Genomic DNA, 24,302 nt, shown 5'->3' on the forward strand with positions numbered 1-24,302 from the left:
ACGTCACGCGCGGCCAGCTTAGCGATGGCCGCGCGTTCGCGAAGTGGAATCAGGATCGCTGCATCTACTTCGTCACTTTCCCTCAAATGCCTATCTCCGTTATCATGTCTTCCTCATGCGATAACGACGACAATAATAAAATCGCACTCTATTAAAAATCAGGGACCTGGATAACACCCTATGAGCACAATCGACAATTTAGACGCCCATACCCCAATGATGCAGCAGTATCTGAAGCTGAAGGCTCAGCATCCGGAGATCCTGCTGTTTTACCGGATGGGCGACTTTTACGAGCTGTTTTATGACGACGCCAAACGCGCCTCGCAGCTGCTCGATATCTCGCTGACCAAACGCGGCGCTTCCGCGGGCGAACCGATTCCCATGGCCGGCATTCCCCACCACGCGGTGGAAAACTATCTCGCAAAGTTGGTAAACCAGGGCGAGTCGGTCGCGATTTGCGAACAGATTGGCGATCCGGCCACCACCAAAGGGCCGGTTGAACGCAAAGTGGTACGCATCGTCACGCCGGGCACCATCAGCGATGAAGCGCTGCTGCAGGAGCGCCAGGACAACCTGCTGGCCGCCATCTGGCAGGACAGCAAGGGCTTCGGCTACGCGACGCTGGATATCAGCTCCGGGCGCTTTCGCCTGAGCGAACCGGCCGACCGCGAGACCATGGCGGCGGAACTACAACGTACCAATCCGGCGGAACTGCTGTATGCGGAAGATTTTGCCGAATCGTCACTGATTGAAGGCCGCCGCGGCCTGCGCCGTCGCCCGCTATGGGAGTTCGAAATCGATACCGCGCGCCAGCAGCTCAACCTGCAGTTCGGCACCCGCGATCTGGTGGGCTTCGGCGTCGAAAACGCCCCGCGCGGGCTGTGCGCCGCCGGTTGCCTGTTGCAGTACGTCAAAGATACCCAGCGCACCTCGCTGCCGCATATCCGCTCCATCACTATGGAACGCCAGCAGGACAGCATCATTATGGATGCCGCCACCCGTCGCAATCTGGAGATCACCCAGAATCTCGCCGGCGGCGTTGATAACACCCTTGCCTCGGTACTCGACTGCACGGTCACGCCGATGGGCAGCCGCATGCTCAAACGCTGGCTGCATATGCCGGTACGCGATACCGCGGTGCTGGTTGAACGCCAACAAACGATTGGCGCCTTACAGGAACGCTATACCGAGCTGCAGCCGGTGCTGCGTCAGGTCGGCGATCTCGAACGTATTCTGGCGCGTCTGGCGCTGCGTACCGCCCGCCCGCGCGATTTAGCCCGCATGCGCCATGCCTTCCAGCAGCTGCCGCTGCTGCGCGAGCTGCTGGCCGACGTTGACTGTCAGCCGGTGCAACAGCTGCGCGAGAAAATGGGCGAGTTCGCCGAACTGCGTGAACTGCTGGAACGCGCGATCATCGATGCGCCGCCGGTGCTGGTACGTGACGGCGGCGTTATTGCTCCGGGTTATAATGAAGAGCTGGATGAGTGGCGGGCGCTGGCCGATGGCGCGACCGATTATCTCGACAAACTGGAAATCCGCGAACGCGAGCGGCTGGGCCTTGATACCCTGAAGGTCGGCTACAATGCCGTTCACGGTTACTACATCCAGATCAGCCGCGGCCAGAGCCAGCATGCGCCGATCCACTACGTGCGCCGCCAGACGCTGAAAAACGCCGAGCGCTACATTATTCCGGAACTGAAGGAATACGAAGATAAAGTACTGACGTCTAAAGGCAAGGCGCTGGCGCTGGAAAAACAGCTCTATGACGACCTGTTCGAAAAACTGCTGCCGCATCTGGCCGACTTACAAACCAGCGCCAGCGCGCTGGCCGAGCTGGACGTACTGGTGAACCTCGCGGAACGCGCGGAAACCCTGAACTACTGCTGCCCGACCTTTATCGATAAACCCGGTATTCGCATTACCGAAGGCCGTCACCCGGTGGTGGAGCAGGTACTGAAAGAGCCATTTATCGCCAACCCGCTGCAGCTGGCGCCGCAGCGCCGCATGCTGATCATCACCGGGCCCAACATGGGCGGTAAAAGTACCTATATGCGCCAGACCGCGCTGATTGCGCTGCTGGCCTATATCGGCAGCTACGTACCGGCGCAGAAGGTAGAAATTGGCCCTATCGACCGCATCTTTACCCGCGTCGGCGCGGCGGATGACCTGGCGAGCGGCCGTTCCACCTTCATGGTGGAGATGACCGAAACCGCCAATATTCTGCACAACGCCACCGAACACAGCCTGGTGCTGATGGACGAGATTGGTCGCGGCACATCCACCTACGATGGTCTGTCGCTGGCGTGGGCCTGCGCGGAGAATCTGGCGAATAAGATCAAAGCGTTGACCCTGTTCGCCACCCACTACTTCGAGCTCACCCAGTTGCCGGAGAAAATGGAAGGCGTGGCTAACGTGCACCTCGATGCCCTGGAGCACGGCGATACCATCGCCTTTATGCACAGCGTGCAGGACGGCGCGGCCAGCAAGAGCTATGGCCTGGCGGTCGCCGCGCTGGCGGGAGTGCCGAAAGAGGTGATCAAGCGCGCGCGGCAGAAACTGCGCGAGCTGGAGAGCATTTCGCCAAATGCCGCCGCCACGCAGGTTGATGGTACGCAGATGTCGCTGCTCTCCGCGCCGGAAGAGACCTCACCGGCGCTGGAAGCGCTGGAGAATCTTGACCCGGATTCACTGAGCCCGCGTCAGGCGCTGGAGTGGATTTACCGCCTGAAAAGCCTGGTGTAGCTCCATTAATGTGAATTCTTGATTTAAGCTTCCATAATTGTGCTAAATAAAAAAAGGCCCGTTTTAGCGGGCCCGTTTTATTAACGCTTATCTTCCGGTAAGAGCGGCGGTACGTGCGGTACCTGCGGCGCGTCATCAATATCTTTCTGCGTCATGCGGAACGCTTCCGGATAATGTTCGCGGCTGGTACGACGCAGCGGTTCGGTATTACGCCAGGTATAGAGGCAGTGCTGGCACTGATAAACAATCCATACCCCTTTTACCGGCGACGTCGCCATCACTTCAATCTGTTCATCAGCGCAACGTGGACAAATCATCTTTTTCTCCTTATTTACGGTTGGCCAACATGGCGGTCAGTTTTTCAGCCCAGGCTTTGGTTTCCGGTAAATCCTGCACCGGCTGGCTGTAGTGACCGCGAAGGTCCGGCGCAACCGGAGTGGTGGCGTCGATAATCAATTTGTCGGTGATCCCCGCCGGGCTTGAACCAGGATCGAGCTCCAGTACCGACATGTTCGGCAACTGCACCAGGTCGCCCGCCGGGTTGACCTTCGAGGAGAGCGCCCACATCACCTGCGGCAGGTTGAACGGATCGACATCTTCATCGACCATAATGACCATTTTCACGTAGCCGAGTCCGTGCGGGGTAGTCATCGCCCGTAATCCCACCGCGCGGGCAAAACCGCCGTAGCGTTTTTTGGTGGAGATAATCGCCAGCAGGCCATGGGTGTACATGGCGTTGACCGCCTGCACCTCCGGGAACTCGGCTTTCAGCTGCTGGTACAGCGGCACGCAGGTCGCCGGGCCCATCAGATAGTCGATTTCAGTCCACGGCATACCGAGATACAACGATTCAAAAATCGGTTTTGTGCGATAAGAGACTTTATCGATACGCACCACCGTCATATTGCGGCCGCCTGAGTAGTGGCCGGTGAACTCGCCGAACGGCCCTTCGATTTCACGCTTGCGCCCTTCAATCACCCCTTCAAGGATCACTTCCGAGCCCCACGGTACGTCAAAGCCGGTCAACGGCGCGGTGGCGATGGGATACGGGCTTTCTCGCAGCGCGCCCGCCATCTCATATTCTGACTGGTCATACTTCAGCGGCGTCGCGCCCATCAGGGTGATAATCGGGTCGTTACCCAGGGTGATGGCAATAGGCAGATCCTCACCGCGCTCTTCCGCTTTATGCAGATGCAGCGCAATATCGTGCATCGGTACCGGCTGCAGGCCCAGCTTGCGCTTGCCTTTCACTTCCATCCGGTAAATACCGACGTTCTGTTTACCGAAGTTGTCCGGGTCAAGCGGATCGCGAGAAACCACACAGGCTTTGTCGAGATAGAAACCACCGTCGCCATCGTTCAGGCGGAACAGCGGCAGAATATCGAACAGGTTGATATCGTCGCCATCAACGGTGTTTTCCGCCCACGCTGGATTAGCGCGACGCTCCGGCGTTACCGGGAATTTATCCCAGCGGCGAATAAATTCATCAATCTGTTTTTTCACCGGCGTGTTTGGCGGCAGCCCCAGCGAAATCGCGTGGTTTTGCCAGGAACCGATGGTGTTCATGGCGACACGGGCATCGGTAAAGCCGCGAATGTTATCGAACCATAGCGCTGGCGCGCCGTCACCGATGCGCCCTGTGGCGTTAGCGGCAGCGGCGAGATCCGGCTCGGCATTCACCTCTTCGCTAATTTTTAGCAGTTGCCCCTGCTCATCAAGCGCCTGCAAAAAGCTGCGTAAATCATCAAAAGCCATGATTAATTCTCCTGTGATAAATTCTCGACCGCGCGCAGGCCGTTCCAGCGGCGCGCTTTGTGATATTCGAGACCAAACTGATCCAGCACCCGGGTCACGATATGGTTGGTGATATCCTCGACCGTTTCCGGATGGTTGTAGTAGGCAGGCATCGGCGGCACCATCGCCACGCCCATGCGCGACAGCGCCAGCATGTTCTCCAGATGAATGGTGCTCAGCGGCATTTCTCGCGGCACCAGAACCAGCTTGCGCCCCTCTTTCAGCACGACGTCCGCCGCGCGGCCGACTAACCCTTCCGCATAGCCAGCGCGGATACCCGCCAGCGTTTTCATGCTGCAGGGGATAACAATCATGCCATCGGTACGAAACGATCCTGATGAGATGGTCGCGGCCTGATCCGCCGGGCTATGGCAGAAATCCGCCAGCCCGGCGACTTCACGAGCGCTATAGGGCGTTTCCAGCTCAATGGTGGTTTTTGCCCATTTCGACATCACCAGGTGCGTTTCCACATCCGGCATTTCGTTCAGCGCTTGCAACAGCGTGACGCCCAACGGCGCGCCGGTCGCCCCGGTCATCCCAATAATCAGTTTCATTCACTACCTCACACATTGTTCGTATACGAACCTTTGTATTAAAACTACGCTCATTTTTACGGGATCTCAATATCGTTCGCATACGATCCGCATCAATAATCAAAAAAATGAGATGTGAAAAGAAGCCGTAAATGCGGCTATCATAAAGGTGATATTTTTGTGACGGAGTGTTCATGGAGTTACGTAACGAAGCGTTCCACCTTCTGCGCCAGCTTTTTCAACAGCATACCGCGCGCTGGCAACATGAATTACCGGAACTGACCAAGCCGCAATATGCAGTGATGCGCTCGGTAGCCGAACATCCTGGAATCGAGCAGGTGACGCTTATCGAAGCGGCCGTCAGCACGAAAGCGACGCTGGCGGAGATGCTAAGCCGGATGGAAAAACGCGGGCTGGTGCGCCGCGAACACGATCCGACCGATAAACGTCGCCGTTTTGTCTATCTGACGGATGAGGGGCAGGCGCTGCTCGCAAATTCCATGCCGCAGGGCAACCGTGTCGATGAAGAGTTTTTGAGCCGCCTTAACGAAGAGGAGCGCGCGCAGTTTTCCAGGCTGGTCCTAAAAATGATGGAAAATAAAAACGCGGATTAAGCGGTTCGTTCACGCAGAAAATCGATAAATGCCCGGACCTTGGTTGGCACATGCTGCGCGTCCGGGTAGACGGCGTATACCCCCTGGGAGGGAAAAATATACTCCGGCAATACCCGCACCAGCTCCTGCCGCGCGATGGCTTCGGCCACCAGCCACTCCGGGAGTAGCGCCACCCCGCTTCCCGCCAGCGCAAAGCCCATTAACGCTTGTGCGCTATCGGCTGAGATCCGCGGCGGTTGCGTAATTTCAAAAGCGATCGATTGCCCTTCGGCGGTCAGGAGCTGCCAGCGTAGCGGCGTCGCCAGGCGCTCGTTAACAATCCACGCCGCCTGCGCCAGGTCGGCAAGCGTGCGCAGCGGATGTTTATCCAGCCATCCCGGTGAGGCCACGGGCACGATGGCGAAACGCGAAATCCGAGCCGCGTGATAGCGCGAATCGGCCAGGGTACCGAGGCGTATCGCGACATCAAACCGTTCCGAGATCAAATCCGCATGATACGACGATGAGACGTGGCGCACCCGCAACGCCGGATGTCGACGAGCGAATTCCGCCAGCGCCGGGATGATCACCTGCGCGCCATATTCCGGGGTGGTGGTGATCCGCAGTTCGCCGCTTAACCCGGCGTGGCTGGCGCGCACCTCGTCCTGTAAATTCTCCGCGGCTTTCAGCAGCCCGACGCCGCGCTGGTAAAACACCGCCCCGGCTTCGGTGAGCGTTAACCGGCGCGTCGAACGTAGAAGCAACGTCACTCCCAGTTCACTCTCTAGCTGACGAACGTTAAAACTAACCACCGCTTTGGTTTGCCCAAGCGCCGCCGCCGCCGCGGTAAAGCTCCCGGCATCAACAACGGCGACAAACATGGTAACGCGCTGCAGGTTTAGCATTTGAATGACGCTTATTGTCAAAAAATTTTAGACAGTATATCCCTGAAAAGCGCATTTATCCGCCCCTGACGCGCGGTTTACAGTACTCATCTGCAATCGCCTGCAGCTTAACCCGGAGAAAACATGAACCCATGGATCCAAGAAGTTATCGACGCCCACGTAATCATTGAACAATGGCTGGGCCGGAAAGAAGGTAGCGCGCAAGCGCTGATGAGCCGCTTTGCGCAAGAATTTACAATGGTTCCTATCAGCGGCGCTAAGATGGATTACCCGACGGTAAGCGGTTTTTTCCATAGCGCGGGCGGCAGCCGCCCGGGATTAAGCATCGTGGTTGATAATGCGCAGGTATTGAGCGAATGGCAAGACGGCGGCGCGGTGCTGTACCGCGAAAGCCAGACCCTGCCGGAACAAGGCGAGATCGTGCGCTGGTCGACGGCGATATTTCAGCGCATTGAGGGGAAAATCTTCTGGCGTCACCTGCAGGAAACCCGCATCGGTTAATACAAAGGAAAAGGCCCAATCGCAGGATTGGGCCTTTTTGAGAGAAAACGATTTATTCGCGGAATAGCGCTTCGATGTTTAGCCCCTGTCCCTGCAGGATCTCCCGCAGGCGGCGCAGGCCTTCAACCTGAATCTGACGCACGCGTTCGCGGGTCAGGCCGATTTCACGACCCACATCTTCAAGCGTTGCGGATTCATAACCCAGCAGCCCAAAACGACGAGCCAGTACTTCGCGCTGTTTGGCGTTCAGTTCGAACAACCATTTGACGATGCTTTGTTTCATATCATCGTCCTGCGTGGTGTCTTCCGGGCCGTTGTCTTTTTCATCGGCCAGAATATCCAGCAGCGCTTTTTCTGAGTCACCGCCCAGCGGGGTATCCACTGAGGTAATGCGCTCGTTCAGACGCAGCATACGACTAACGTCATCAACCGGTTTATCCAGCTGTTCGGCTATCTCTTCAGCGCTTGGCTCGTGGTCCAGCTTATGCGACAACTCGCGCGCGGTACGCAGATAAACGTTCAGCTCTTTCACAATATGGATAGGCAAACGAATGGTACGGGTTTGGTTCATAATCGCCCGTTCAATCGTTTGACGGATCCACCAGGTAGCGTAGGTTGAAAAACGGAACCCACGTTCCGGGTCAAACTTCTCAACTGCGCGGATCAGGCCGAGGTTACCTTCTTCAATCAGATCCAGCAGCGCCAGACCACGATTGCTGTAACGACGAGCGATCTTCACCACCAGACGCAGGTTACTTTCAATCATGCGACGGCGTGAAGCAACATCTCCACGTAGTGCGCGACGGGCGAAATAGACTTCTTCTTCGGCCGTCAGCAGCGGGGAATAACCAATCTCACCAAGATACAGCTGTGTCGCATCGAGAACGCGCTGGGTGGCGCCTTGCGACAGCAGCTCTTCCTCAGCCAGATCGCTATCACTGGGTTCCTCTTCTACTAAGGCTTTCTCGTCGAAAACCTCCATTCCGTTCTCATCAAATTCCGCGTCTTCATTTAAATCATGAACTTTCAGCGTATTCTGACTCATAAAGGTGGCTCCTACCCGTGATCCCTGAGCAAAGCACCTTCCGCGACCCATCACTAAACGACGCCGGAGTTATCCTCTTTATGCCTCCACTGAAGGAGGCATATCACGACCGCCCTGGCGCCTTTCATGGTGTTACGCTTATCCGTACTTTGCCAAATTATCGCTGCGGTAAGTACTGCAGCGGGTTGACGGATTTCCCCTTGTAACGAATTTCAAAATGTAATCTTGTTGAGCTGGTTCCGGTGCTACCCATGGTAGCGATTTTCTGCCCCGCTTTGACTTCCTGTTGCTCCCGAACCAGCATGGTATCGTTATGAGCGTAGGCACTCAGGTAATCATCGTTGTGTTTGATGATAATAAGATTACCGTAACCGCGCAGTGCGTTACCGGCATAGACGACGCGCCCATCGGCGGTCGCGACAATAGCCTGTCCTTTACTGCCTGCAATGTCGATACCTTTATTGCCGCCTTCCGCGCCGCTAAAGTTCTCGATAACCTTGCCATCAGTCGGCCAGCGCCATGATGAGATCGGCGAACTGGTAGACGTACTGCTTGCAGTCGGTTGGGTTGTGCTAACGGTTGATGGCGCCGTAACCGGAGCGACCGTCGTCGTGGTCGTTGCTGGTTTATTATTCGGCAACATCTTAGTAGCACTCTGTTCACCTGAAGATTCAGAATACGTAATAGTCGGTTGTGACGCAACCACTGCGGTGGATTTTTGTGCAGAAGTTGTGGTGGCCGTCGCACCGCCGCTTGCCTGCGCGCTAGCCTGAGATACCGGATTTTCGCCGGTGATCGGCTGGCCTGCGGAGTTGCCGACCTGCAGCACCTGACCCACGTTCAGCGCGTACGGCGCCGGGACGTTGTTGCGTTCCGCAAGGTCGCGGAAATCGTTGCCGGTGACCCACGCGATATAGAACAGGGTATCGCCGCGCTTAACGGTATAGGTACTGCCGCCGGTATAGCTACCTTTCGGAATATCGCCATATTTACGGTTGTAAACAATCTTACCGTTCACCGTCTGCACCGGCTGCTGTGCCATCGGCTGAACCTGGGTCGGCTGAGTCTGAATTGGCTGGGTCTGCATCGGTTGAATCGGCTGAGCCGGAGGAACTTGCTGCCCGCCGGAAGATGGCGGTGTAATCAGCATCCCGGAATTGGTGCTGGAGGACGCAGCGCCGCTTGCCGAATTCACCGGCGCAGGCGGATTATTGGTATTTGTACACCCGGCCAGCCAGAGTGAAACCAGTGACAACGCCGCAATACGGCTTACGGTAAATTTTGGGCTTCCCGCGCTCATTTATCCCCCAGGAATATGTTAACTGCCAATATCTTGCTTACCGGGCAGCGCCCGGCCAGGACACTGAAAAATGTGTCCACCCTACGCCTAAACTTAGGCAAAAAAAACCTGGAATAATCCGGGTTCAGGCCAGCTCCCCTCTGACGAGCGGAACAAAGCGAACGGCTTCGACGGTATCGATGAAAAACTCGCCGCCGCGGCGACGGATCCGCTTCAGATACTGATGTTCTTCACCGACCGGCAAAACCAGCACGCCGCCTTCATCAAGCTGCGCCATCAGCGCGGCCGGAATTTCCGGCGGCGCGGCGGTGACGATAATCGCGTCAAAAGGCGCGCGAGCCTGCCAACCCTGCCATCCATCGCCATGACGGGTTGAAACATTATGTAAATCAAGTTGTTTAAGACGCCGACGCGCCTGCCACTGCAGGCTCTTAATCCGCTCGACCGAGCAGACGTGGTGCACGAGGTGCGCCAGGATCGCCGTCTGATAGCCGGAGCCGGTGCCGATTTCCAGCACCCTTGAGTCCGGCGTCAATTCCAGAAGCTCCGTCATCCGCGCCACCATATAGGGCTGCGAGATAGTTTGCCCCTGGCCAATCGGCAGCGCGGTGTTTTCCCACGCCTTATGTTCAAAGGCTTCATCAACGAATTTTTCGCGCGGAACCTGCGCGATTGCCTCGAGGACTCGCTCATCGACGATGCCCTGAGTGCGTAGCTGATTCAACAAACTTTCAACACGTTTACTTACCATTGCGTATCAACCCCGACGCGTTCTAACCAATCGGTCACCACCTCATGTGCCTGATGAGCGGTTAAATCGACATGCAATGGCGTTACGGAAACATAGCCTTCATCCACCGCCGCAAAATCGGTCCCCGGCCCGGCATCGCGCTTATCACCCGGCGGGCCGATCCAGTACAGCGTATTACCGCGCGGATCTTTTTGCGGAATGACCTGGTCGGCCGGATGACGGTTGCCGCAACGGGTAACGCGAATACCTTTGATTTGCTCGAGGGGAAGATCCGGCACGTTGATGTTGAGGATCCGCCCGGTACGCAGCGGCTCGCGGCTTAACGCGCGCAGAATGGTGCACGTCACTGCCGCCGCGGTGTCGTAATGTTGATAGCCGTTCAGCGAAACGGCAAGGGCGGGAAAACCAAGATGGCGGCCTTCCATCGCGGCCGCGACGGTGCCGGAATAAATGACATCATCGCCAAGATTGGGGCCCGCGTTGATTCCTGAGACCACGATATCCGGACGCGGACGCATCAGCGCGTTAACGCCGAGATACACGCAGTCGGTCGGCGTGCCCATCTGGACGGCGATATCGCCATTTTCAAAGGTGAACGTGCGTAGCGAAGATTCCAGCGTGAGCGAGTTTGAGGCGCCGCTGCGATTACGATCGGGTGCAACAACCTGGACCTCGGCAAATTCGCGTAAGGCCTTCGCCAGGGTTTGGATCCCCGGCGCGTGGATACCGTCATCGTTACTCAGCAATATTCGCATAGTCACCCGTTGTATTGATAAGTTCCCTTACCACGCTGGTGGCAAAACTTCCCGCTGGCAGCCAGAAGCGCAGTTCAACAGTGACATCATCCCACCAGTTCCAGCACAATTGCTGCGGATACAGCAGCATCGCCCGGCGCGCGGCTTCAACTTTTTCGCGCGCCAGCAGCGCCTGTAGCGACGTTTCTTCGGCTATCGCGGCTTGCTCGGCGGCCAGCGCGTCGCGTTGGCTGCCCCAGTCGCCGCTGCCCGGCAGCGCAGCGGTAATCATCAGCTCGCGGTTATCGACCCGCGCCTGTAATTCCGCCAACTCTTCGGTGGTTGCCACAAACCAGCTTCCGCGCCCCGCTAATTGTAGCGCATCGCCATCAACAACCTGATTAAATTCCGTTTTTTTTAATCTAATTGCAACTTGCTGATTAAACAACGCGCTGCGTGCCGCCGACAACCAAAAACTGCGTTTATTGCGATCGCGCACCGGCTCGCCGCTCTCGGCCCAGCGCAATGCGCCCTGCAGGTTGCTACCGCCGATACCAAAGCGCTGCGCGCCGAAGTAGTTCGGCACGCCGCCGGCGGCAATCGCCTGCAAACGCTTTTCGACATCGTCGCGATCGCTGATTTCCCGCAGGATCAGCGTGAACTGGTTGCCCTTCAGCGCGCCTAAACGCAGCTTACGCTTATGGCGGGCATACTCCAGCACCTGGCAGCCTTCGAGCTGAAATTTGCTCAGATCCGGCATCTCTTTGCCCGGCACGCGGGCGCACAGCCACTGTTCGGTGACCGCGTGCTTATCCTTTTGCCCGGCAAAGCTCACTTCGCGCGCATGGATTTTAAGGAATTTCGCCAGCGCGTCGGCAACGAAACGGGTGTTGCAGCCATTTTTCAGAATCCGCACCAGCACATGTTCGCCTTCGCCATCGGGGGCGAAACCGAGGTCTTCGACCACCAGAAAGTCTTCCGGATTGGCCTTCAGCCGCCCCTGGCTGAGCGGCTTGCCGTGCAGGTATGTTAAGTCATCAAAGGCGATCATTGCGTAACCTTACGCAGCAGCGCCACCGCTTCACAGGCGATGCCTTCGCCACGGCCGGTGAAGCCAAGCTTCTCGGTGGTGGTCGCTTTCACATTGACGTCGTCCATATGGCAACCGAGATCTTCGGCGATAAATACGCGCATCTGCGGGATATGCGGCAGCATTTTTGGCGCCTGGGCAATGATGGTGACGTCAACGTTGCCAAGGGTATATCCCTTCGCCTGAATCCGCCGCCACGCTTCACGCAGCAGCTCGCGGCTATCCGCGCCTTTAAAGGCCGGATCGGTATCCGGGAACAGTTTGCCGATATCGCCCAGCGCCGCGGCGCCCAGCAGCGCGTCGGTCAGCGCATGCAGCGCGACGTCGCCATCGGAATGGGCGAGCAGCCCTTTCTCATAAGGAATACGTACCCCGCCAATAATAATTGGCCCTTCACCGCCAAAAGCGTGTACGTCAAAACCGTGTCCAATTCGCATTAAGCCTTCTCCTGGTGTCGGGAACGGGTAAGGTAAAATTCGGCCAGCGCCAGATCTTCCGGGCGCGTTACTTTAATATTATCAGCTCGTCCGGCGACCAATTCGGGATGGAAGCCACAGTACTCCAGCGCCGACGCTTCATCGGTGATGGTCGCGCCTTCATCCAGCGCGCGCGTCAGGCAGTCAAATAGCAGTTCTCGAGGGAAAAATTGCGGCGTCAGCGCATGCCATAAATCATTGCGTTCGACGGTATGGGCGATCGCGGTTTTGCCCGGTTCGGCACGCTTCATGGTATCGCGCACCGGCGCCGCCAGTATGCCGCCGACGCGGCTGGTCGCGCTTAGCGCCAGCAGCCGCGAGAGATCATCCTGATGCAAGCACGGACGCGCGGCATCATGAACCAGCACCCATTGCGCATCCGCTAAGGCTTTCAGCCCCGCCAGAACCGAATCGGCGCGCTCAGCGCCGCCGTCAACGACGGTGACCTGCGGATGGAGGGCTAAGGGAAGTTGACTAAAGCGGATGTCGCCAGGGCTGACGGCGATCACCACCCGCTGAACGCGTTCGTTCGCCAGCAGCGCGGCGACCGAATGTTCGAGAATCGTTTTGTTACCGATTGAGAGATATTGTTTCGGGCACTCCGTTTGCATACGGCGGCCAAAACCGGCTGCCGGCACCACGGCGCAAACGCCCGGAAAAGTGGCTGCCATATTGTCATCCTGGGCTTGTTTATCGATTATTCTGCGCAGAACCCTGATTGCGTTTTGAGGCATCCGGCACCAGACGATAGAACGTTTCGCCCGGGCGGGTCATGCTGAGTTCATTGCGCGCGCGTTCTTCGATCGCTTCCTGACCGCCGTTGAGATCGTCAATTTCGGCGAAAAGCTGATCGTTGCGCGCTTTTAATTTGGCGTTAGTGGCCTGCTGAGCGGAGACATCGTCATTAACCCGGCTATAGTCGTGCAAACCATTTTTGCCAAACCACAGCGAGTACTGTAGCCAGACCAGCAAAGCTAATAATAGCAGCGTTAATTTACCCATCCTGCCCCCTGAAAAACGGCATCATCATCCCATAACTCGCCGGAGTACTCTACCCTGGCGCGCGGACGATGCCGCGTAACGCGGGGACTGTACCACATTTTTGCGATGGATACCCAGGCTTGATTCATCCCAAAAAGGCTATCCCAACAGCCAGAGGAACAGCAGACCAAACATTAGCCCGACAGTTAAAATCGTCGCGCAAACGCTGTAGATCAGTTTGCCGTCCAGTAATGAATGTAGCGCAATACCGACCACCACGGCGACCGGCATAATGGCAAGGAAGAAAGGCCAGGTATAGAGGAAGAAAAAGAGCGTATTACCGCCATACATGAGGAAGGGAATACCCAGCGCCAGCAGCCATGAAATAAAGCCCACGGCGGCGCCTGACAAAGACCAGGTGGTCTCGTCGCCGGCCGCCGGAGGCGGTTCTGAACGAATAATACTGAGGTTCTGGGTATTGCGCATATTGAATCCTGTTGACCGGGCGACCGGCACCCCTCGATGCCGTTGCCTTTTCAGGATCTGATAATATCGCTCTGTCGAAGCAGGTCTAATAGTTGGTGCACCAAATTTGTTACCAATTGTTCACCATCCAGATGAATTTCAGCATTCTCCGGGGATTCATAGACCGAATCGATACCGGTAAAATTACGCAACTCCCCTGCCCGCGCCTTCTTGTACAATCCTTTCGGATCCCGCGTCTCACAAGTGGCCAGAGGGGTATCGACAAACACTTCGATAAAGCGTCCTTCCCCCAAACGCTCGCGCACCATCTGCCGTTCCGCACGATGCGGAGATATAAACGCGGTCAATACAACCAGCCCGGCATCGACCATCAGCTTAGCTACTTCACCAACGCGGCGAATGTTCTCTTTGCGATCGTCGTCACTGAATCCCAGATCGCTACACAGCCCGTGACGCACATTATCGCCGTCAAGCAAGTAGGTGCTAACGCCAAGCTCGTGCAGCGCCTCCTCCAACGCCCCGGCGACGGTGGATTTACCCGACCCCGAGAGGCCGGTAAACCACAGCACCACGCCGCGATGGCCGTGATGCTGCTCGCGCTGCTCGCGGGTCACCGGATGCGCATGCCAGACGACGTTTTCGTCATGCCGGGCCATTACTTGCCTCCCAGCAGATCGCGTGCGTCCCAGTGCGGGAAGTGTTTACGAATCAGCTGATTCAGCTCCAGCTCAAACGCGCTGTACTGCGACGTCGGAGCCTGCGCCTGCAGGTGCGGTTCGTTGACCATTCCCGCGCCAACCGTCACATTGCTCAGGCGATCGATAAAGATAAGCCCGCCGGTCACCGGGTTGTCCTGATACGGATCGAGCACCAGCGGCTCGTCAAAGGTCAGCTCCACCAGCCCGATGCCGTTCAGCGGCAGCGCTTCGACTTCACGCTGGGTCAGATTATTGATGTCGACCTGATAGCGGATAGCGTCAACGCGGGCGCGGGTTTTCTTGCCAGCCACTTTAATGTCATAGCTCTGACCCGGCGACAGCGCCTGTTCCGCCATCCACACGACGTCGATGCTGGCGCTTTGTACCGCAGGCAGCGAGGCTTCGGCGTCAACCAGCAAATCGCCGCGGCTGATGTCGATTTCATCTTTCAGGACGATAGTGATCGCTTCCCCCGCCCCGGCCTGCGGCAGGTCGCCGTCAAAGGTGACAATACGCGCCACGTTCGACTCCACGCCCGACGGCAGCACCTTCAGACGCTGGCCAACGGTGACCGTACCGGAAGCGACAGTGCCGGAGAAGCCGCGGAAATCCAGGTTCGGACGGTTCACATACTGCACCGGGAAGCGCAGCGGCTGGCTTTCGACATCGCGCTGGATGTCAACGGTTTCCAGCACTTCCAGCAGCGTCGGGCCGCTGTACCACGGCATTTTGTCGCTCTGTGTGGCGACGTTATCTCCTTCCAGCGCCGACAGCGGCACGAAACGGATATCAAGCTTGCCCGGCAGTTGTTCGGCGAAGGTCAGATAATCTTCACGAATTTCATTGAAGCGCGCTTCGCTGAACTCGACGAGATCCATTTTGTTCACCGCGACCACCAGGTGCTTAATCCCTAATAACGTGGAGATAAAGCTGTGGCGGCGAGTCTGGTCGAGCACGCCTTTGCGGGCGTCAATCAGCAGGATCGCCAGATCGCAGGTGGACGCGCCGGTCGCCATATTACGGGTGTACTGCTCGTGGCCCGGGGTGTCGGCAATGATAAATTTGCGTTTTTCGGTCGAGAAGTAGCGATAGGCGACATCAATGGTGATGCCCTGCTCGCGCTCGGCCTGCAGGCCATCAACCAGCAGCGCCAGATCCAGTTTCTCGCCCTGAGTACCGTGGCGCTTGCTGTCATTGTGCAAGGAAGAGAGCTGATCTTCATAAATCTGGCGCGTATCGTGCAGCAGACGGCCAATCAAGGTGCTTTTGCCGTCATCGACGCTGCCGCAGGTCAGAAAACGCAGCAGGCTTTTGTGCTGTTGCGCGTGCAGGTAAGCTTCTACGCCGCCTTCATTAGCAATTTGTTGTGCAATCGTAGTGTTCATGGCGGCTCCTTAGAAATAACCCTGACGTTTTTTCAGCTCCATGGAGCCTGCCTGGTCGCGGTCAATGACGCGCCCCTGACGTTCGCTGGTGGTGGATACCAGCATCTCTTCAATAATTTCCGGCAGCGTTTGCGCGTTGGACTCTACCGCGCCGGTCAGCGGCCAGCAGCCGAGGGTACGGAAGCGTACCATCTGCTTTTTGATCATCTCGCCCGGCTGCAGATCGATACGGTCGTCATCGATCATCATCAGCATGCCGTCGCGCTCCAGTACCGGGCGTTCTGCCGCCAGGTACAGCGGGACGATTTCAATATTTTCCAGGTAGATGTACTGCCAGATATCCAGCTCGGTCCAGTTAGAGAGCGGGAAGACGCGAATGCTTTCGCCTTTGTTAATCTGACCGTTGTAGTTGTGCCACAGCTCCGGACGCTGATTTTTCGGGTCCCAGCGGTGGAAACGATCGCGGAAGGAGTAAATTCGCTCTTTAGCGCGGGATTTCTCTTCATCGCGACGCGCGCCGCCGAATGCGGCATCAAAGCCATATTTGTTCAGCGCCTGCTTCAGGCCTTCGGTTTTCATGATATCGGTGTGCTTGGCGCTGCCGTGAACGAACGGGTTGATGCCCATCGCCACCCCTTCCGGGTTTTTATGCACGAGCAGTTCACAGCCGTAGGCTTTGGCGGTACGGTCACGGAACTCGTACATCTCACGGAATTTCCAGCCGGTATCGACGTGCAGCAGCGGGAACGGCAGGGTTCCCGGATAAAACGCTTTGCGCGCCAGATGCAGCATTACGCTGGAATCTTTACCGATGGAATACATCATCACCGGGTTAGAGAATTCGGCGGCCACCTCACGAATGATATGGATGCTTTCCGCCTCCAGTTGCCGCAGGTGAGTGAGTCGTTTTTGGTCCATAACCGTTCCTTAAGCCAGATTTACCACCGAAGAGTTAAACCCCTCGCTAGATGTTGTGTGTTGAAACCAGGCGAGCTGCTGATGCAGCTGTACCACTTCGCCCACCACCAGTAGCGCGGGCATTGGGGCATCTTTCGCCAGATGTTCGAGCTGTTGTAACGTGCCGGTCAGCGTCTGCTGATCCTCGCGGGTGCCGCGGGAAATCACCGCCACCGGGGTATTCGCGTCGCGGCCATGGGCGATCAGCTGAGCGCTGATGTCCGCCGCTTTCATGGTGCCCATGTAAATCGCCAGCGTTTGTTGGCTCTTCGCCAGCAGCGCCCAGTCAAACGGCGCGCTGTCAGATTTATAGTGACCGGTGACGAAAACTGCGCTTTGCGCATAATCGCGATGGGTCAGCGGGATGCCGGCATAGGCCGTCGCGCCCGCCGCGGCGGTAACGCCTGGCACCACCTGGAAGGGGATCCCGGCGGCGGCCGCCGCCTGCAGCTCTTCCGCGCCGCGCCCGAAAATAAACGGGTCGCCGCCCTTCAGGCGCACCACCGTTTTCCCGGCTTTGGCGGCATCCACCAGCATTTGATTCGTTTCGTGCTGCGGTACGGAGTGCTCGCCCGCGCGCTTACCAACGCAGATCATTTCGGCATCACGGCGCACCAGCTCGCGCACGCTCTCGGTCACCAGGTGGTCATAAAACACCACGTCCGCCTGTTGAATCGCCTGCAGTCCGCGTAGCGTCAGCAGCCCGGCATCTCCCGGCCCAGCGCCAACCAGAATAATTTCGCCCACGCTGCGTTCCGGTCTGTCGAGTTCATCCTGCAGCGCCCGCTCCGCCGCCGCGTGGTTACCGGCCACCATCAGGCTGGCAAAACGCCCGGTGAAAACGCGCTCCCAGAAGCGACGCCGCGCTTCGGTGGTGGTCAGACGGGTTTTGAGATGATGGCGCCAGTAGCTCGCCGTTTCGGCCAGCCGCCCCAGATTGGTGGGCAGTAGCGCTTCGATTTTTTCTCGCAGAATGCGCGACAGCACCGGCGCCTTGCCGCTGGAGGAGATCGCCACCAGCAATGGCGACCTGTCGACAATAGAAGGAAAGACGAATGAGCACAGCGGCTGGTCATCCACCACGTTCACCAGGCGGTAGCGGGCGTTAGCCGCGGCAAACACCCGCTGGTTGAGTTCACGATCGTCGGTTGCGGCAATCACCAGAAATACATCGTCCACTTGTTGTTCATCAAAGGCGGTCGCCCGCCAGCTAATTTGCTGACGTTCCACCTGTTCAGCGAGCTCCGGCGACAGAACGGCGGCGACCACCTGTACCTTCGCCTGCGCCCGCAGCAAGAATTTAATCTTGCGGACGGCAATTTCACCGCCGCCGATAACCAGCACGGGTCTCTCTTTCAACTCGGCAAACAGGGGCAAGTAATCCACGGCGCAACAACTCTCTTACATTCAGCAATAGAGGGACTATAGGGGGCTGCTTTGAGCAAATGAAATTACGAAATGGAATGAGTTGTGACGCAAAAGAATAACGAGCTGGAAATCTAAATATCAAAAAGTGCTTAACGCGCGCATTTTCCGCTATTTAAGAGCAAATGAAATTGTTTAAGCGGCGTCACAGTTTCATACTAACGCCGTCGAAATGTTTTGCTCGTGTAAGGACCCACTATGTTTTCCGCGATGTGCCGCCGTCTGCTTCCGCTGGCGCTTGGCACAGGTTTTGTCTTCTCCGCCGCTCCGGCATTCAGCGCCCTGGGCGACACCGCAAATACGCAGGCCCGCCATATTGCTACCGTCTTCCCTGGAAGAATGACCGGTACGCCGGCCGAGATGCTGTCAGCCGATTATCTTCGTCAACAATTTGCCCAGATGGGTTATCAGAGCGACGTGCGCAGTTTCAATACCCGCTACATCTATACCGACAGCAACCAACGTAAGAACTGGCACAACGCCACCGGCAGTACGGTAATCGCCGCGCATGAGGGCCAGTCTCGCCAGCAAATCATCATTATGGCGCACCTCGATACCTATGCCCCGCAGAGCGATAAAGACGTAGAGAACAACCTCGGCGGCCTGACCCTGCAGGGGATCGACGACAATGCGATGGGGCTCGGCGTATTACTGGAGCTGGCGGAACATTTAAAGAACGTCCCCACCCGTTACGGCATTCGCTTTATCGCCACCAGCGGCGAGGAAGAAGGCCGCCTGGGCGCGCAAAATTTGCTGAAACGCATGAGCGAGGCGGAAAAGAAAAACACGCTGCTGGTGATTAATCTCGATAACCTGGTGGTCGGCGATAAGCTCTATTTCAACAGCGGGCGCAGCACGCCGGCATCGGTACGTAAGCTGACCCGCGATCGCGCGTTGGCTATTGCCCGGAGCCACGGCATTGCCGCGTTCATCAATCCAGGGCTGAATCCGGAGTTCCCGAAAGGTACTGGCTGCTGTAACGACGCCAGCGTTTTTGACAGCGCCGGGATCCCGGTACTCTCCGTGGAAGCGACTAACTGGTCATTGGGTAAAAAGGATGGATATCAGCAGCGCAGTAAAACCCGCAGCTTCCCGCAGGGTACCAGCTGGCATGACGTGCAACTGGATAACCAACAGTATATCGACAAAGCGCTGCCGGGAAGGATCGAGCATCGCGGGCGCGATGTAGTCAAAGTGATGCTGCCGCTGGTGAAAGAGCTGGCGAAAGTTGAGAAGAAAAACTGATTTGCGCAAAGCGAACCCGCGGTATAGCCCGCGTGTCCGCTTTGGAATAACACTCTCCGGCATAGCGCATCGCTTAGCCTTCGTGCAATCCGCACTCGCGCTTGAGGCCAAAGAAGCGGGTCTCTTCTTCCGCCATACCGGGTTCCCATTTACGGGTGGTGTGAGTGTCGCCGACGGACAAATACCCCTGCTCCCATAGCGGGTGGTATTTCAGGCCGTGCTTTTGCAGATACTGATAAACCGTCCGGTTATCCCAGTCGATAATCGGCAGCAGCTTAAAGACGCCGCGCTGGATAGCCAGCACCGGCAAATGCGCCCGGCTGCCGGACTGCTCGCGGCGCAGGCCAGCGAACCAGGTGCGGGTATTAAGCTCCTTCAGCGCTCGGTTCATCGGCTCAACTTTGTTGATTTCATTGTACTTCTCAATGCCTTCAACGCCCTGCTCCCACAGTTTGCCATAACGCGCTTCCTGCCAGGCGGCGCTTTCCGTCGCCCGGTAGACTTTAAGGTTCAGGTTGAGCTTCTCGGTTAATTCATCAATGAACTGATAGGTTTCCGGGAACAGATAGCCGGTATCGGTCAGGATCACCGGAATGTCCGGGCGCAGCTGATTCACCAGATGCAGGCTGACCGCTGCCTGAATACCAAAGCTTGAAGAGAGCGCATAGTCGCCGGGCAGGTTTTCCAGCGCCCATGCCACGCGTTCTTCGGCACTGAGTTTTTCCAGCTGAGTGTTAACTTCCGCCAGCGCCATTACGCGTTCTACTTTAGGCAGATCGTTCAGCGCGTTTAGATCGAGTTTGGACATAGATTCCTCACTGTGTGCCTTGCCTGATGGCGCTTCGCTTATCAGGCCTACGCGAATGGTAGGCCGGATAAGGCATTCATGCCGCTATCCGGCAATTCAGGTTATTCCCAGAAATCACGCGCTGGATCGAGCACCGGGCGAATGATGCCCGCACGCACCGTAAAGTCGCCGAAGCCTTCACCCGCTTCGCGCTCTTTCGCCCAGCGCCCTACCAGCTCGTCGAGCGAAGCAAGGATCTCCGGCTCGGTGATATTTTCACGATACATCCGTGGGATGCGCGTCCCGCTACGGTTGCCGCCGATATGCAGGTTATAGCGGCCAGGCGCTTTCCCTACCAGGCCAACTTCCGCCAGCATCGCGCGGCCGCAGCCGTTCGGGCAACCCGTGACGCGGGTTACGATATGCTCATCACCGACGCCGTGCTTGCTCATCACCTCTTCCACTTTGTCGATAAACGATGGCAGGAAACGCTCGGCTTCAGCCATCGCTAACGGACAGGTCGGGAACGACACGCAGGCCATCGAGTTCTCACGCTGCGCCGTGACGGCATTCATCAGGCCATGATCGCGCGCCAGTTTCTCGATCCGCGCTTTCTGATCTTCCGGTACGCTGGCGATGATCAGGTTCTGGTTGGCGGTGATGCGGAATTCACCTTTGTGAATCTTCGCGATCTCCAGCAGGCCAGTTTTCAGCGGGCGGCCCGGATAATCCAGAATACGGCCATTCTCAATAAACAGCGTCAGGTGCCAGTTATTATCGATGCCTTTAACCCAGCCGATGCGATCGCCGCGGCCGGTAAACTCGTAAGGGCGAATCGGTTCGAATTTGATCCCGGCACGGCGCTCAACTTCCGCCTTGAAGGTCTCCACGCCGACGCGCTCGAGGGTATATTTGGTTTTCGCGTTTTTACGATCGGTACGATTACCCCAGTCACGCTGGGTGGTCACGACCGCTTCCGCCACCGCCAGAGTGTGCTCCAGCGGCAGATAGCCAAATTCGCTAGCGGTTCGCGCATAGGTTTTCTTATTCCCATGCTCGATAGACAAACCGCCGCCCACCAGCAGGTTAAAACCAACCAGCTTGCCGTTTTCCGCAATCGCCACGAAGTTCATATCATTGGCGTGCAGATCGATATCGTTCTGCGGCGGGATCACCACCGTCGTTTTGAATTTACGCGGCAGATAGGTCTGGCCGAGGATCGGTTCCTCATCGGTGGTGGCGACCTTTTCCTGATCCAGCCAGATCTCAGCATAGGCGCGAGTACGCGGTAACAGATGCTCGGAGATCTTCTTCGCCCACTCGTAGGCTTCGGCATGCAGCTGCGACTCAAACGGGTTCGAGGTGCACAGCACGTTACGGTTCATGTCGTTGGCGGTCGCCAGCGCGTCCAGCCCAACGGAGTGCAGCATCTGATGCACCGGCTTCACGTTCTTCTTCAGAATACCGTGAAACTGGAAAGTCTGACGGTTAGTCAGGCGAATACTGCCGTAGATGGTGTTATCCGCGGCGAACTTATCGATCGCCTGCCACTGTTTGGTGGTGATAACGCCGCCCGGCAGACGGCAGCGCAGCAGCATCGCGTGGCGCGGCTCCAGTTTCTGCGCCGCGCGTTCCGCGCGAATATCGCGGTCGTCCTGCTGGTACATGCCGTGGAAGCGGATGAGCAGGAAGTTGTCGCCTTTAAAACCGCCGGTCAGGCCGTCATTTAAATCTTCCGCAATGGTGCCGCGCAGGTAGTTGCTCTCGATCTTCATACGCTCGGCGTCGGAGAGTTTACCTTCGACCACCAGCGGGCCAGGATGTTTTTCGCTCATTAGTAGACATCTCGCTGATAACGGCGCTCAACGCGCAGCTCACTTAAAAATTCGTCCGCCGCTTCGGCGTCCATCGCGCCGTATTCGGCAATCACTTCCAGTAACGCCTGCTCGACGTCTTTCGCCATACGATTGGCATCGCCGCAGACATAAATATGGGCGCCGTCGTTAATCCAACGCCACACTTCAGCCCCCTGCTCGCGCAGTTTGTCCTGTACATAGACTTTTTGTTGTTGATCGCGGGACCAGGCCAGGTCGATACGGCTCAGCACGCCCTCTTTGACGTAGCTCTGCCATTCCACCTGATAGAGGAAATCTTCCGTGAAGTGCGGATTGCCGAAGAACAACCAGTTCTTCCCTTCCGCCCCTTCCGCCGCGCGCTGCTGCATAAAGGCGCGGAACGGCGCGATCCCGGTTCCAGGGCCAATCATGATAACCGGGGTTTGCGGGTTAGCAGGCAGACGGAAATTGTCATTGTGTTCGATAAAGATGCGCACTTCACCATCTTCTTCCACGCGGTCGGCGAGGAAGCTGGACGCGCCGCCGGCGCGGGCGCGGCCTTCGATGTCATAACGCACGACGCCAACGGTAACGTGAACTTCGTTTTCCGCTTCCGCCTGCGAGGAAGCAATAGAGTAGAGGCGCGGCGTCAACGGACGAAGCAGGCCGATTAAGGCTTCTGCGTCCAGCTGTGCCGGCGAGAAGCGCACCATATCGACGATAGGCGTCGTGGCGGCGTAGTGCTGCAGCTGCGCTTTATCGCCGACCAGCGGCAGCAGCGTTTCACTGCGGGTCAGGGTGGCATAGTTCTCAACAATATTGGCGGTATTGACCGTCAGCTCAAAATGCCACTCCAGCGCTTGCGCCAGCGGCAGCGTTTTGCCTTCTACCGTAACCGGTTCATCACCTTTCAGCCACAGCAGCTCCACCAGCTCTTTGACCAGCGCCGGATCGTTCTGGTACCAGACGCCAAGAGCGTCTCCCGGCTGATAACGCAGGCCGGAATCACCCAGATCGATCTCGATATGACGGACATCTTTTTCCGAGTCGCGACCGGTTATTTTCTGATTCACTGCAAGCGTCGCCGTCAACGGCGCTTCTTTAGTATATGGGCTGGTGTGAATTTCATTGACCGCGCCGCTGGTAGCAAGCTGGGCCGGCGCAGCCGTCGGCGCGCGCGCCTTCAGCACATCCACTACGCGAGCGCGCCATTCCGCCGCCGCGGCTTGATATTCAACGTCGGCATCAACGCGATCGAGCAGGCGTTCGCCGCCCAGCTCGGCCAGTTTGCTGTCGAAATCTTTGCCGGACTGGCAGAAAAACTCATAGGAGGTATCGCCGAGACCAAACACCGCGAAGGCGGTGCCATCAAGCTTCGGCGCTTTCTTTGAAAACAGGAATTTATGCAATGCGACGGCTTCTTCCGGCGGCTCACCTTCGCCCTGGGTCGACGTCACCACGACCAACAGTTTTTCACCGGCGATTTGTTTGAATTTATAGTCGCCAGCGTTCACCAGTTTCACATTCAGCTGCGCGGCCTGCAGATCGTCGCGCAGCGCTTCAGCAACCCGACGCGCGTTGCCGGTTTGCGAAGCGGAAATCAGGGTGATGGCCGGCGCTTCTACCGCCTTAGCGGGCGCGCTTACCGCGGCGCCGGGCTGCTGGTTCAGCATGCCCCAGAAGTAGCCGGATACCCAAGCCAGTTGGGTTGGCGTAAAGTCGGTCGTGGCCGCCTGTAGGCGCGCCAGTTGCTCCGGGTTAAGCGGCAGCAGATTGGAAGGTGGGGCCTGTGTCGTCATGCGTCGTTATGTTCCAGTAAGCAAAGCTGTTATTCACGCCCTGTCAGCGCGACAAAAACAGAAGAGATTGTAAGGTTAACGGCGGGCATACTAACAATTAAAGAAGGGATGGAAATAACAAATAACCAAATGGACTAACCTGTTTTAGTTATAGTTATTAACAACAAAACCGATTAGTTAATCCATTGAAAAGAAAGAAATTGAATCAACAAAAAAGCGCAAAAACGGTGATTTTGCGTT

The 24,302-nt window shown here is 57.2% G+C and carries 24 protein-coding genes; 4 read left to right on the plus strand and 20 right to left on the minus strand.

Features of this window, described 5'->3' with window-relative positions:
* Positions 1-180: 180 nt before the first annotated feature.
* Positions 181-2,742 carry a DNA mismatch repair protein MutS gene (gene mutS, locus AC22LX_RS10390; RefSeq protein ID WP_042895300.1) on the plus strand — a complete coding sequence of 854 codons (2,562 nt, stop codon included), beginning with the start codon at positions 181-183 and terminating at the stop codon, positions 2,740-2,742.
* Between the two features lie 80 nt (positions 2,743-2,822).
* On the opposite strand, the gene AC22LX_RS10395 is transcribed toward mutS, so the two are convergent.
* Genes AC22LX_RS10395 through AC22LX_RS10405 form a run of 3 tightly spaced genes read right to left on the minus strand, consistent with a single transcriptional unit; the run spans position 2,823 to position 5,090 of the window.
* On the minus strand, positions 2,823-3,059 hold the full coding sequence (locus AC22LX_RS10395) for a non-oxidative hydroxyarylic acid decarboxylases subunit D (protein WP_047067063.1): 237 nt from the start codon (positions 3,057-3,059) through the stop codon (positions 2,823-2,825).
* 10 nt (positions 3,060-3,069) lie between these two features.
* Entirely contained in the window at positions 3,070-4,497 is a 1,428-nt protein-coding gene (locus AC22LX_RS10400; protein ID WP_045361374.1) for a non-oxidative hydroxyarylic acid decarboxylases subunit C, read from the minus strand.
* Between the two features lie 2 nt (positions 4,498-4,499).
* Complete coding sequence (locus AC22LX_RS10405) at positions 4,500-5,090, minus strand: non-oxidative hydroxyarylic acid decarboxylases subunit B (protein ID WP_487333972.1); 591 nt, start codon at positions 5,088-5,090, stop codon at positions 4,500-4,502.
* A 173-nt stretch (positions 5,091-5,263) separates the two neighbouring features.
* On the opposite strand from AC22LX_RS10405, the gene AC22LX_RS10410 reads away from it, so the two are divergent.
* Positions 5,264-5,683 (plus strand): MarR family winged helix-turn-helix transcriptional regulator, encoded by a 420-nt coding sequence (locus tag AC22LX_RS10410; RefSeq protein ID WP_047044293.1) that lies wholly within the window; start codon positions 5,264-5,266, stop codon positions 5,681-5,683.
* On the opposite strand, the gene AC22LX_RS10415 is transcribed toward AC22LX_RS10410, so the two are convergent.
* Positions 5,680-6,567: a LysR family transcriptional regulator gene (locus tag AC22LX_RS10415; protein ID WP_063447537.1), complete on the minus strand. Its 888-nt coding sequence runs from the start codon at positions 6,565-6,567 to the stop codon at positions 5,680-5,682. The two genes, AC22LX_RS10410 and AC22LX_RS10415, sit on opposite strands and share 4 nt — an antisense overlap.
* Before the next feature lie 123 nt (positions 6,568-6,690).
* Between AC22LX_RS10415 and AC22LX_RS10420 the strand changes: the two genes are divergently transcribed.
* Positions 6,691-7,068: a DUF4440 domain-containing protein gene (locus AC22LX_RS10420; protein ID WP_047044290.1), complete on the plus strand. Its 378-nt coding sequence runs from the start codon at positions 6,691-6,693 to the stop codon at positions 7,066-7,068.
* A gap of 52 nt (positions 7,069-7,120) precedes the next feature.
* On the opposite strand, the gene rpoS is transcribed toward AC22LX_RS10420, so the two are convergent.
* The 13 genes from rpoS to cysG all read right to left on the minus strand — a co-directional run bounded on the left by rpoS (position 7,121) and on the right by cysG (position 18,348).
* Positions 7,121-8,113, minus strand: coding sequence for an RNA polymerase sigma factor RpoS (gene rpoS / locus AC22LX_RS10425; RefSeq protein ID WP_015369990.1), 993 nt, complete (start codon positions 8,111-8,113; stop codon positions 7,121-7,123).
* Positions 8,114-8,270: 157 nt separating this feature from the next.
* On the minus strand, positions 8,271-9,413 hold the full coding sequence (gene nlpD, locus AC22LX_RS10430; RefSeq protein ID WP_047044288.1) for a murein hydrolase activator NlpD: 1,143 nt from the start codon (positions 9,411-9,413) through the stop codon (positions 8,271-8,273).
* Positions 9,414-9,537: 124 nt separating this feature from the next.
* Complete coding sequence (locus tag AC22LX_RS10435) at positions 9,538-10,164, minus strand: protein-L-isoaspartate(D-aspartate) O-methyltransferase (RefSeq protein ID WP_015369988.1); 627 nt, start codon at positions 10,162-10,164, stop codon at positions 9,538-9,540.
* Positions 10,158-10,919 (minus strand): 5'/3'-nucleotidase SurE, encoded by a 762-nt coding sequence (gene surE / locus AC22LX_RS10440; protein ID WP_015369987.1) that lies wholly within the window; start codon positions 10,917-10,919, stop codon positions 10,158-10,160. The genes AC22LX_RS10435 and surE overlap by 7 nt, the downstream gene beginning before the upstream one ends.
* Entirely contained in the window at positions 10,900-11,949 is a 1,050-nt protein-coding gene (gene truD, locus AC22LX_RS10445; RefSeq protein WP_047044285.1) for a tRNA pseudouridine(13) synthase TruD, read from the minus strand. The genes surE and truD overlap by 20 nt, the downstream gene beginning before the upstream one ends.
* Positions 11,946-12,425 (minus strand): 2-C-methyl-D-erythritol 2,4-cyclodiphosphate synthase, encoded by a 480-nt coding sequence (ispF, locus tag AC22LX_RS10450; RefSeq protein ID WP_047044283.1) that lies wholly within the window; start codon positions 12,423-12,425, stop codon positions 11,946-11,948. The genes truD and ispF overlap by 4 nt, the downstream gene beginning before the upstream one ends.
* A complete protein-coding gene (ispD, locus tag AC22LX_RS10455; RefSeq protein WP_063447536.1) occupies positions 12,425-13,135 on the minus strand; it encodes a 2-C-methyl-D-erythritol 4-phosphate cytidylyltransferase in 711 nt (236 codons plus the stop codon). Before ispD ends, ispF begins: the two co-directional genes overlap by 1 nt.
* Positions 13,136-13,154: 19 nt before the next feature.
* Positions 13,155-13,466, minus strand: a complete 312-nt coding sequence (ftsB, locus tag AC22LX_RS10460; RefSeq protein ID WP_015369983.1) for a cell division protein FtsB — start codon at positions 13,464-13,466, stop codon at positions 13,155-13,157.
* A 138-nt stretch (positions 13,467-13,604) separates the two neighbouring features.
* Positions 13,605-13,931 (minus strand): DUF3561 family protein, encoded by a 327-nt coding sequence (locus AC22LX_RS10465; protein ID WP_047044281.1) that lies wholly within the window; start codon positions 13,929-13,931, stop codon positions 13,605-13,607.
* 50 nt (positions 13,932-13,981) lie between these two features.
* A complete protein-coding gene (cysC, locus tag AC22LX_RS10470; RefSeq protein ID WP_047044279.1) occupies positions 13,982-14,587 on the minus strand; it encodes an adenylyl-sulfate kinase in 606 nt (201 codons plus the stop codon).
* Complete coding sequence (cysN, locus tag AC22LX_RS10475; RefSeq protein ID WP_047044277.1) at positions 14,587-16,014, minus strand: sulfate adenylyltransferase subunit CysN; 1,428 nt, start codon at positions 16,012-16,014, stop codon at positions 14,587-14,589. The genes cysC and cysN overlap by 1 nt, the downstream gene beginning before the upstream one ends.
* A gap of 9 nt (positions 16,015-16,023) precedes the next feature.
* Positions 16,024-16,932 carry a sulfate adenylyltransferase subunit CysD gene (gene cysD / locus AC22LX_RS10480; protein WP_015369979.1) on the minus strand — a complete coding sequence of 303 codons (909 nt, stop codon included), beginning with the start codon at positions 16,930-16,932 and terminating at the stop codon, positions 16,024-16,026.
* Between the two features lie 9 nt (positions 16,933-16,941).
* On the minus strand, positions 16,942-18,348 hold the full coding sequence (gene cysG, locus AC22LX_RS10485) for a siroheme synthase CysG (RefSeq protein WP_161801932.1): 1,407 nt from the start codon (positions 18,346-18,348) through the stop codon (positions 16,942-16,944).
* A gap of 246 nt (positions 18,349-18,594) precedes the next feature.
* Here cysG and AC22LX_RS10490 point away from each other — a divergent pair, with 246 nt between their 5' ends.
* Positions 18,595-19,641, plus strand: a complete 1,047-nt coding sequence (locus AC22LX_RS10490) for an aminopeptidase (RefSeq protein WP_049060795.1) — start codon at positions 18,595-18,597, stop codon at positions 19,639-19,641.
* Positions 19,642-19,714: 73 nt separating this feature from the next.
* Here AC22LX_RS10490 and cysH read toward each other — a convergent pair whose 3' ends face one another.
* From cysH to cysJ, 3 genes are all read right to left on the minus strand, one after another.
* Complete coding sequence (gene cysH / locus AC22LX_RS10495) at positions 19,715-20,449, minus strand: phosphoadenosine phosphosulfate reductase (protein ID WP_015369976.1); 735 nt, start codon at positions 20,447-20,449, stop codon at positions 19,715-19,717.
* A gap of 101 nt (positions 20,450-20,550) precedes the next feature.
* Positions 20,551-22,263, minus strand: coding sequence for an assimilatory sulfite reductase (NADPH) hemoprotein subunit (gene cysI, locus AC22LX_RS10500; RefSeq protein WP_015369975.1), 1,713 nt, complete (start codon positions 22,261-22,263; stop codon positions 20,551-20,553).
* Positions 22,263-24,062, minus strand: a complete 1,800-nt coding sequence (gene cysJ / locus AC22LX_RS10505; protein WP_049060494.1) for an NADPH-dependent assimilatory sulfite reductase flavoprotein subunit — start codon at positions 24,060-24,062, stop codon at positions 22,263-22,265. The genes cysI and cysJ overlap by 1 nt, the downstream gene beginning before the upstream one ends.
* Positions 24,063-24,302: the final 240 nt, after the last annotated feature.

The sequence above is a fragment of the Klebsiella sp. PK01 genome, assembly GCF_057624675.1.

Excerpts from the sequence above, each read along its gene's own strand:
- mutS (WP_042895300.1), top strand. The coding sequence starts at position 181 with ATGAGCACAATCGACAATTTAGACGCCCATACCCCAATGATGCAGCAG.
- AC22LX_RS10395 (WP_047067063.1), bottom strand. The coding sequence starts at position 3,059 with ATGATTTGTCCACGTTGCGCTGATGAACAGATTGAAGTGATGGCGACG.
- AC22LX_RS10400 (WP_045361374.1), bottom strand. The coding sequence starts at position 4,497 with ATGGCTTTTGATGATTTACGCAGCTTTTTGCAGGCGCTTGATGAGCAG.
- AC22LX_RS10405 (WP_487333972.1), bottom strand. The coding sequence starts at position 5,090 with ATGAAACTGATTATTGGGATGACCGGGGCGACCGGCGCGCCGTTGGGC.
- AC22LX_RS10410 (WP_047044293.1), top strand. The coding sequence starts at position 5,264 with ATGGAGTTACGTAACGAAGCGTTCCACCTTCTGCGCCAGCTTTTTCAA.
- AC22LX_RS10415 (WP_063447537.1), bottom strand. The coding sequence starts at position 6,567 with ATGCTAAACCTGCAGCGCGTTACCATGTTTGTCGCCGTTGTTGATGCC.
- AC22LX_RS10420 (WP_047044290.1), top strand. The coding sequence starts at position 6,691 with ATGAACCCATGGATCCAAGAAGTTATCGACGCCCACGTAATCATTGAA.
- rpoS (WP_015369990.1), bottom strand. The coding sequence starts at position 8,113 with ATGAGTCAGAATACGCTGAAAGTTCATGATTTAAATGAAGACGCGGAA.
- nlpD (WP_047044288.1), bottom strand. The coding sequence starts at position 9,413 with ATGAGCGCGGGAAGCCCAAAATTTACCGTAAGCCGTATTGCGGCGTTG.
- AC22LX_RS10435 (WP_015369988.1), bottom strand. The coding sequence starts at position 10,164 with ATGGTAAGTAAACGTGTTGAAAGTTTGTTGAATCAGCTACGCACTCAG.
- surE (WP_015369987.1), bottom strand. The coding sequence starts at position 10,919 with ATGCGAATATTGCTGAGTAACGATGACGGTATCCACGCGCCGGGGATC.
- truD (WP_047044285.1), bottom strand. The coding sequence starts at position 11,949 with ATGATCGCCTTTGATGACTTAACATACCTGCACGGCAAGCCGCTCAGC.
- ispF (WP_047044283.1), bottom strand. The coding sequence starts at position 12,425 with ATGCGAATTGGACACGGTTTTGACGTACACGCTTTTGGCGGTGAAGGG.
- ispD (WP_063447536.1), bottom strand. The coding sequence starts at position 13,135 with ATGGCAGCCACTTTTCCGGGCGTTTGCGCCGTGGTGCCGGCAGCCGGT.
- ftsB (WP_015369983.1), bottom strand. The coding sequence starts at position 13,466 with ATGGGTAAATTAACGCTGCTATTATTAGCTTTGCTGGTCTGGCTACAG.
- AC22LX_RS10465 (WP_047044281.1), bottom strand. The coding sequence starts at position 13,931 with ATGCGCAATACCCAGAACCTCAGTATTATTCGTTCAGAACCGCCTCCG.
- cysC (WP_047044279.1), bottom strand. The coding sequence starts at position 14,587 with ATGGCCCGGCATGACGAAAACGTCGTCTGGCATGCGCATCCGGTGACC.
- cysN (WP_047044277.1), bottom strand. The coding sequence starts at position 16,014 with ATGAACACTACGATTGCACAACAAATTGCTAATGAAGGCGGCGTAGAA.
- cysD (WP_015369979.1), bottom strand. The coding sequence starts at position 16,932 with ATGGACCAAAAACGACTCACTCACCTGCGGCAACTGGAGGCGGAAAGC.
- AC22LX_RS10490 (WP_049060795.1), top strand. The coding sequence starts at position 18,595 with ATGTTTTCCGCGATGTGCCGCCGTCTGCTTCCGCTGGCGCTTGGCACA.
- cysH (WP_015369976.1), bottom strand. The coding sequence starts at position 20,449 with ATGTCCAAACTCGATCTAAACGCGCTGAACGATCTGCCTAAAGTAGAA.
- cysI (WP_015369975.1), bottom strand. The coding sequence starts at position 22,263 with ATGAGCGAAAAACATCCTGGCCCGCTGGTGGTCGAAGGTAAACTCTCC.
- cysJ (WP_049060494.1), bottom strand. The coding sequence starts at position 24,062 with ATGACGACACAGGCCCCACCTTCCAATCTGCTGCCGCTTAACCCGGAG.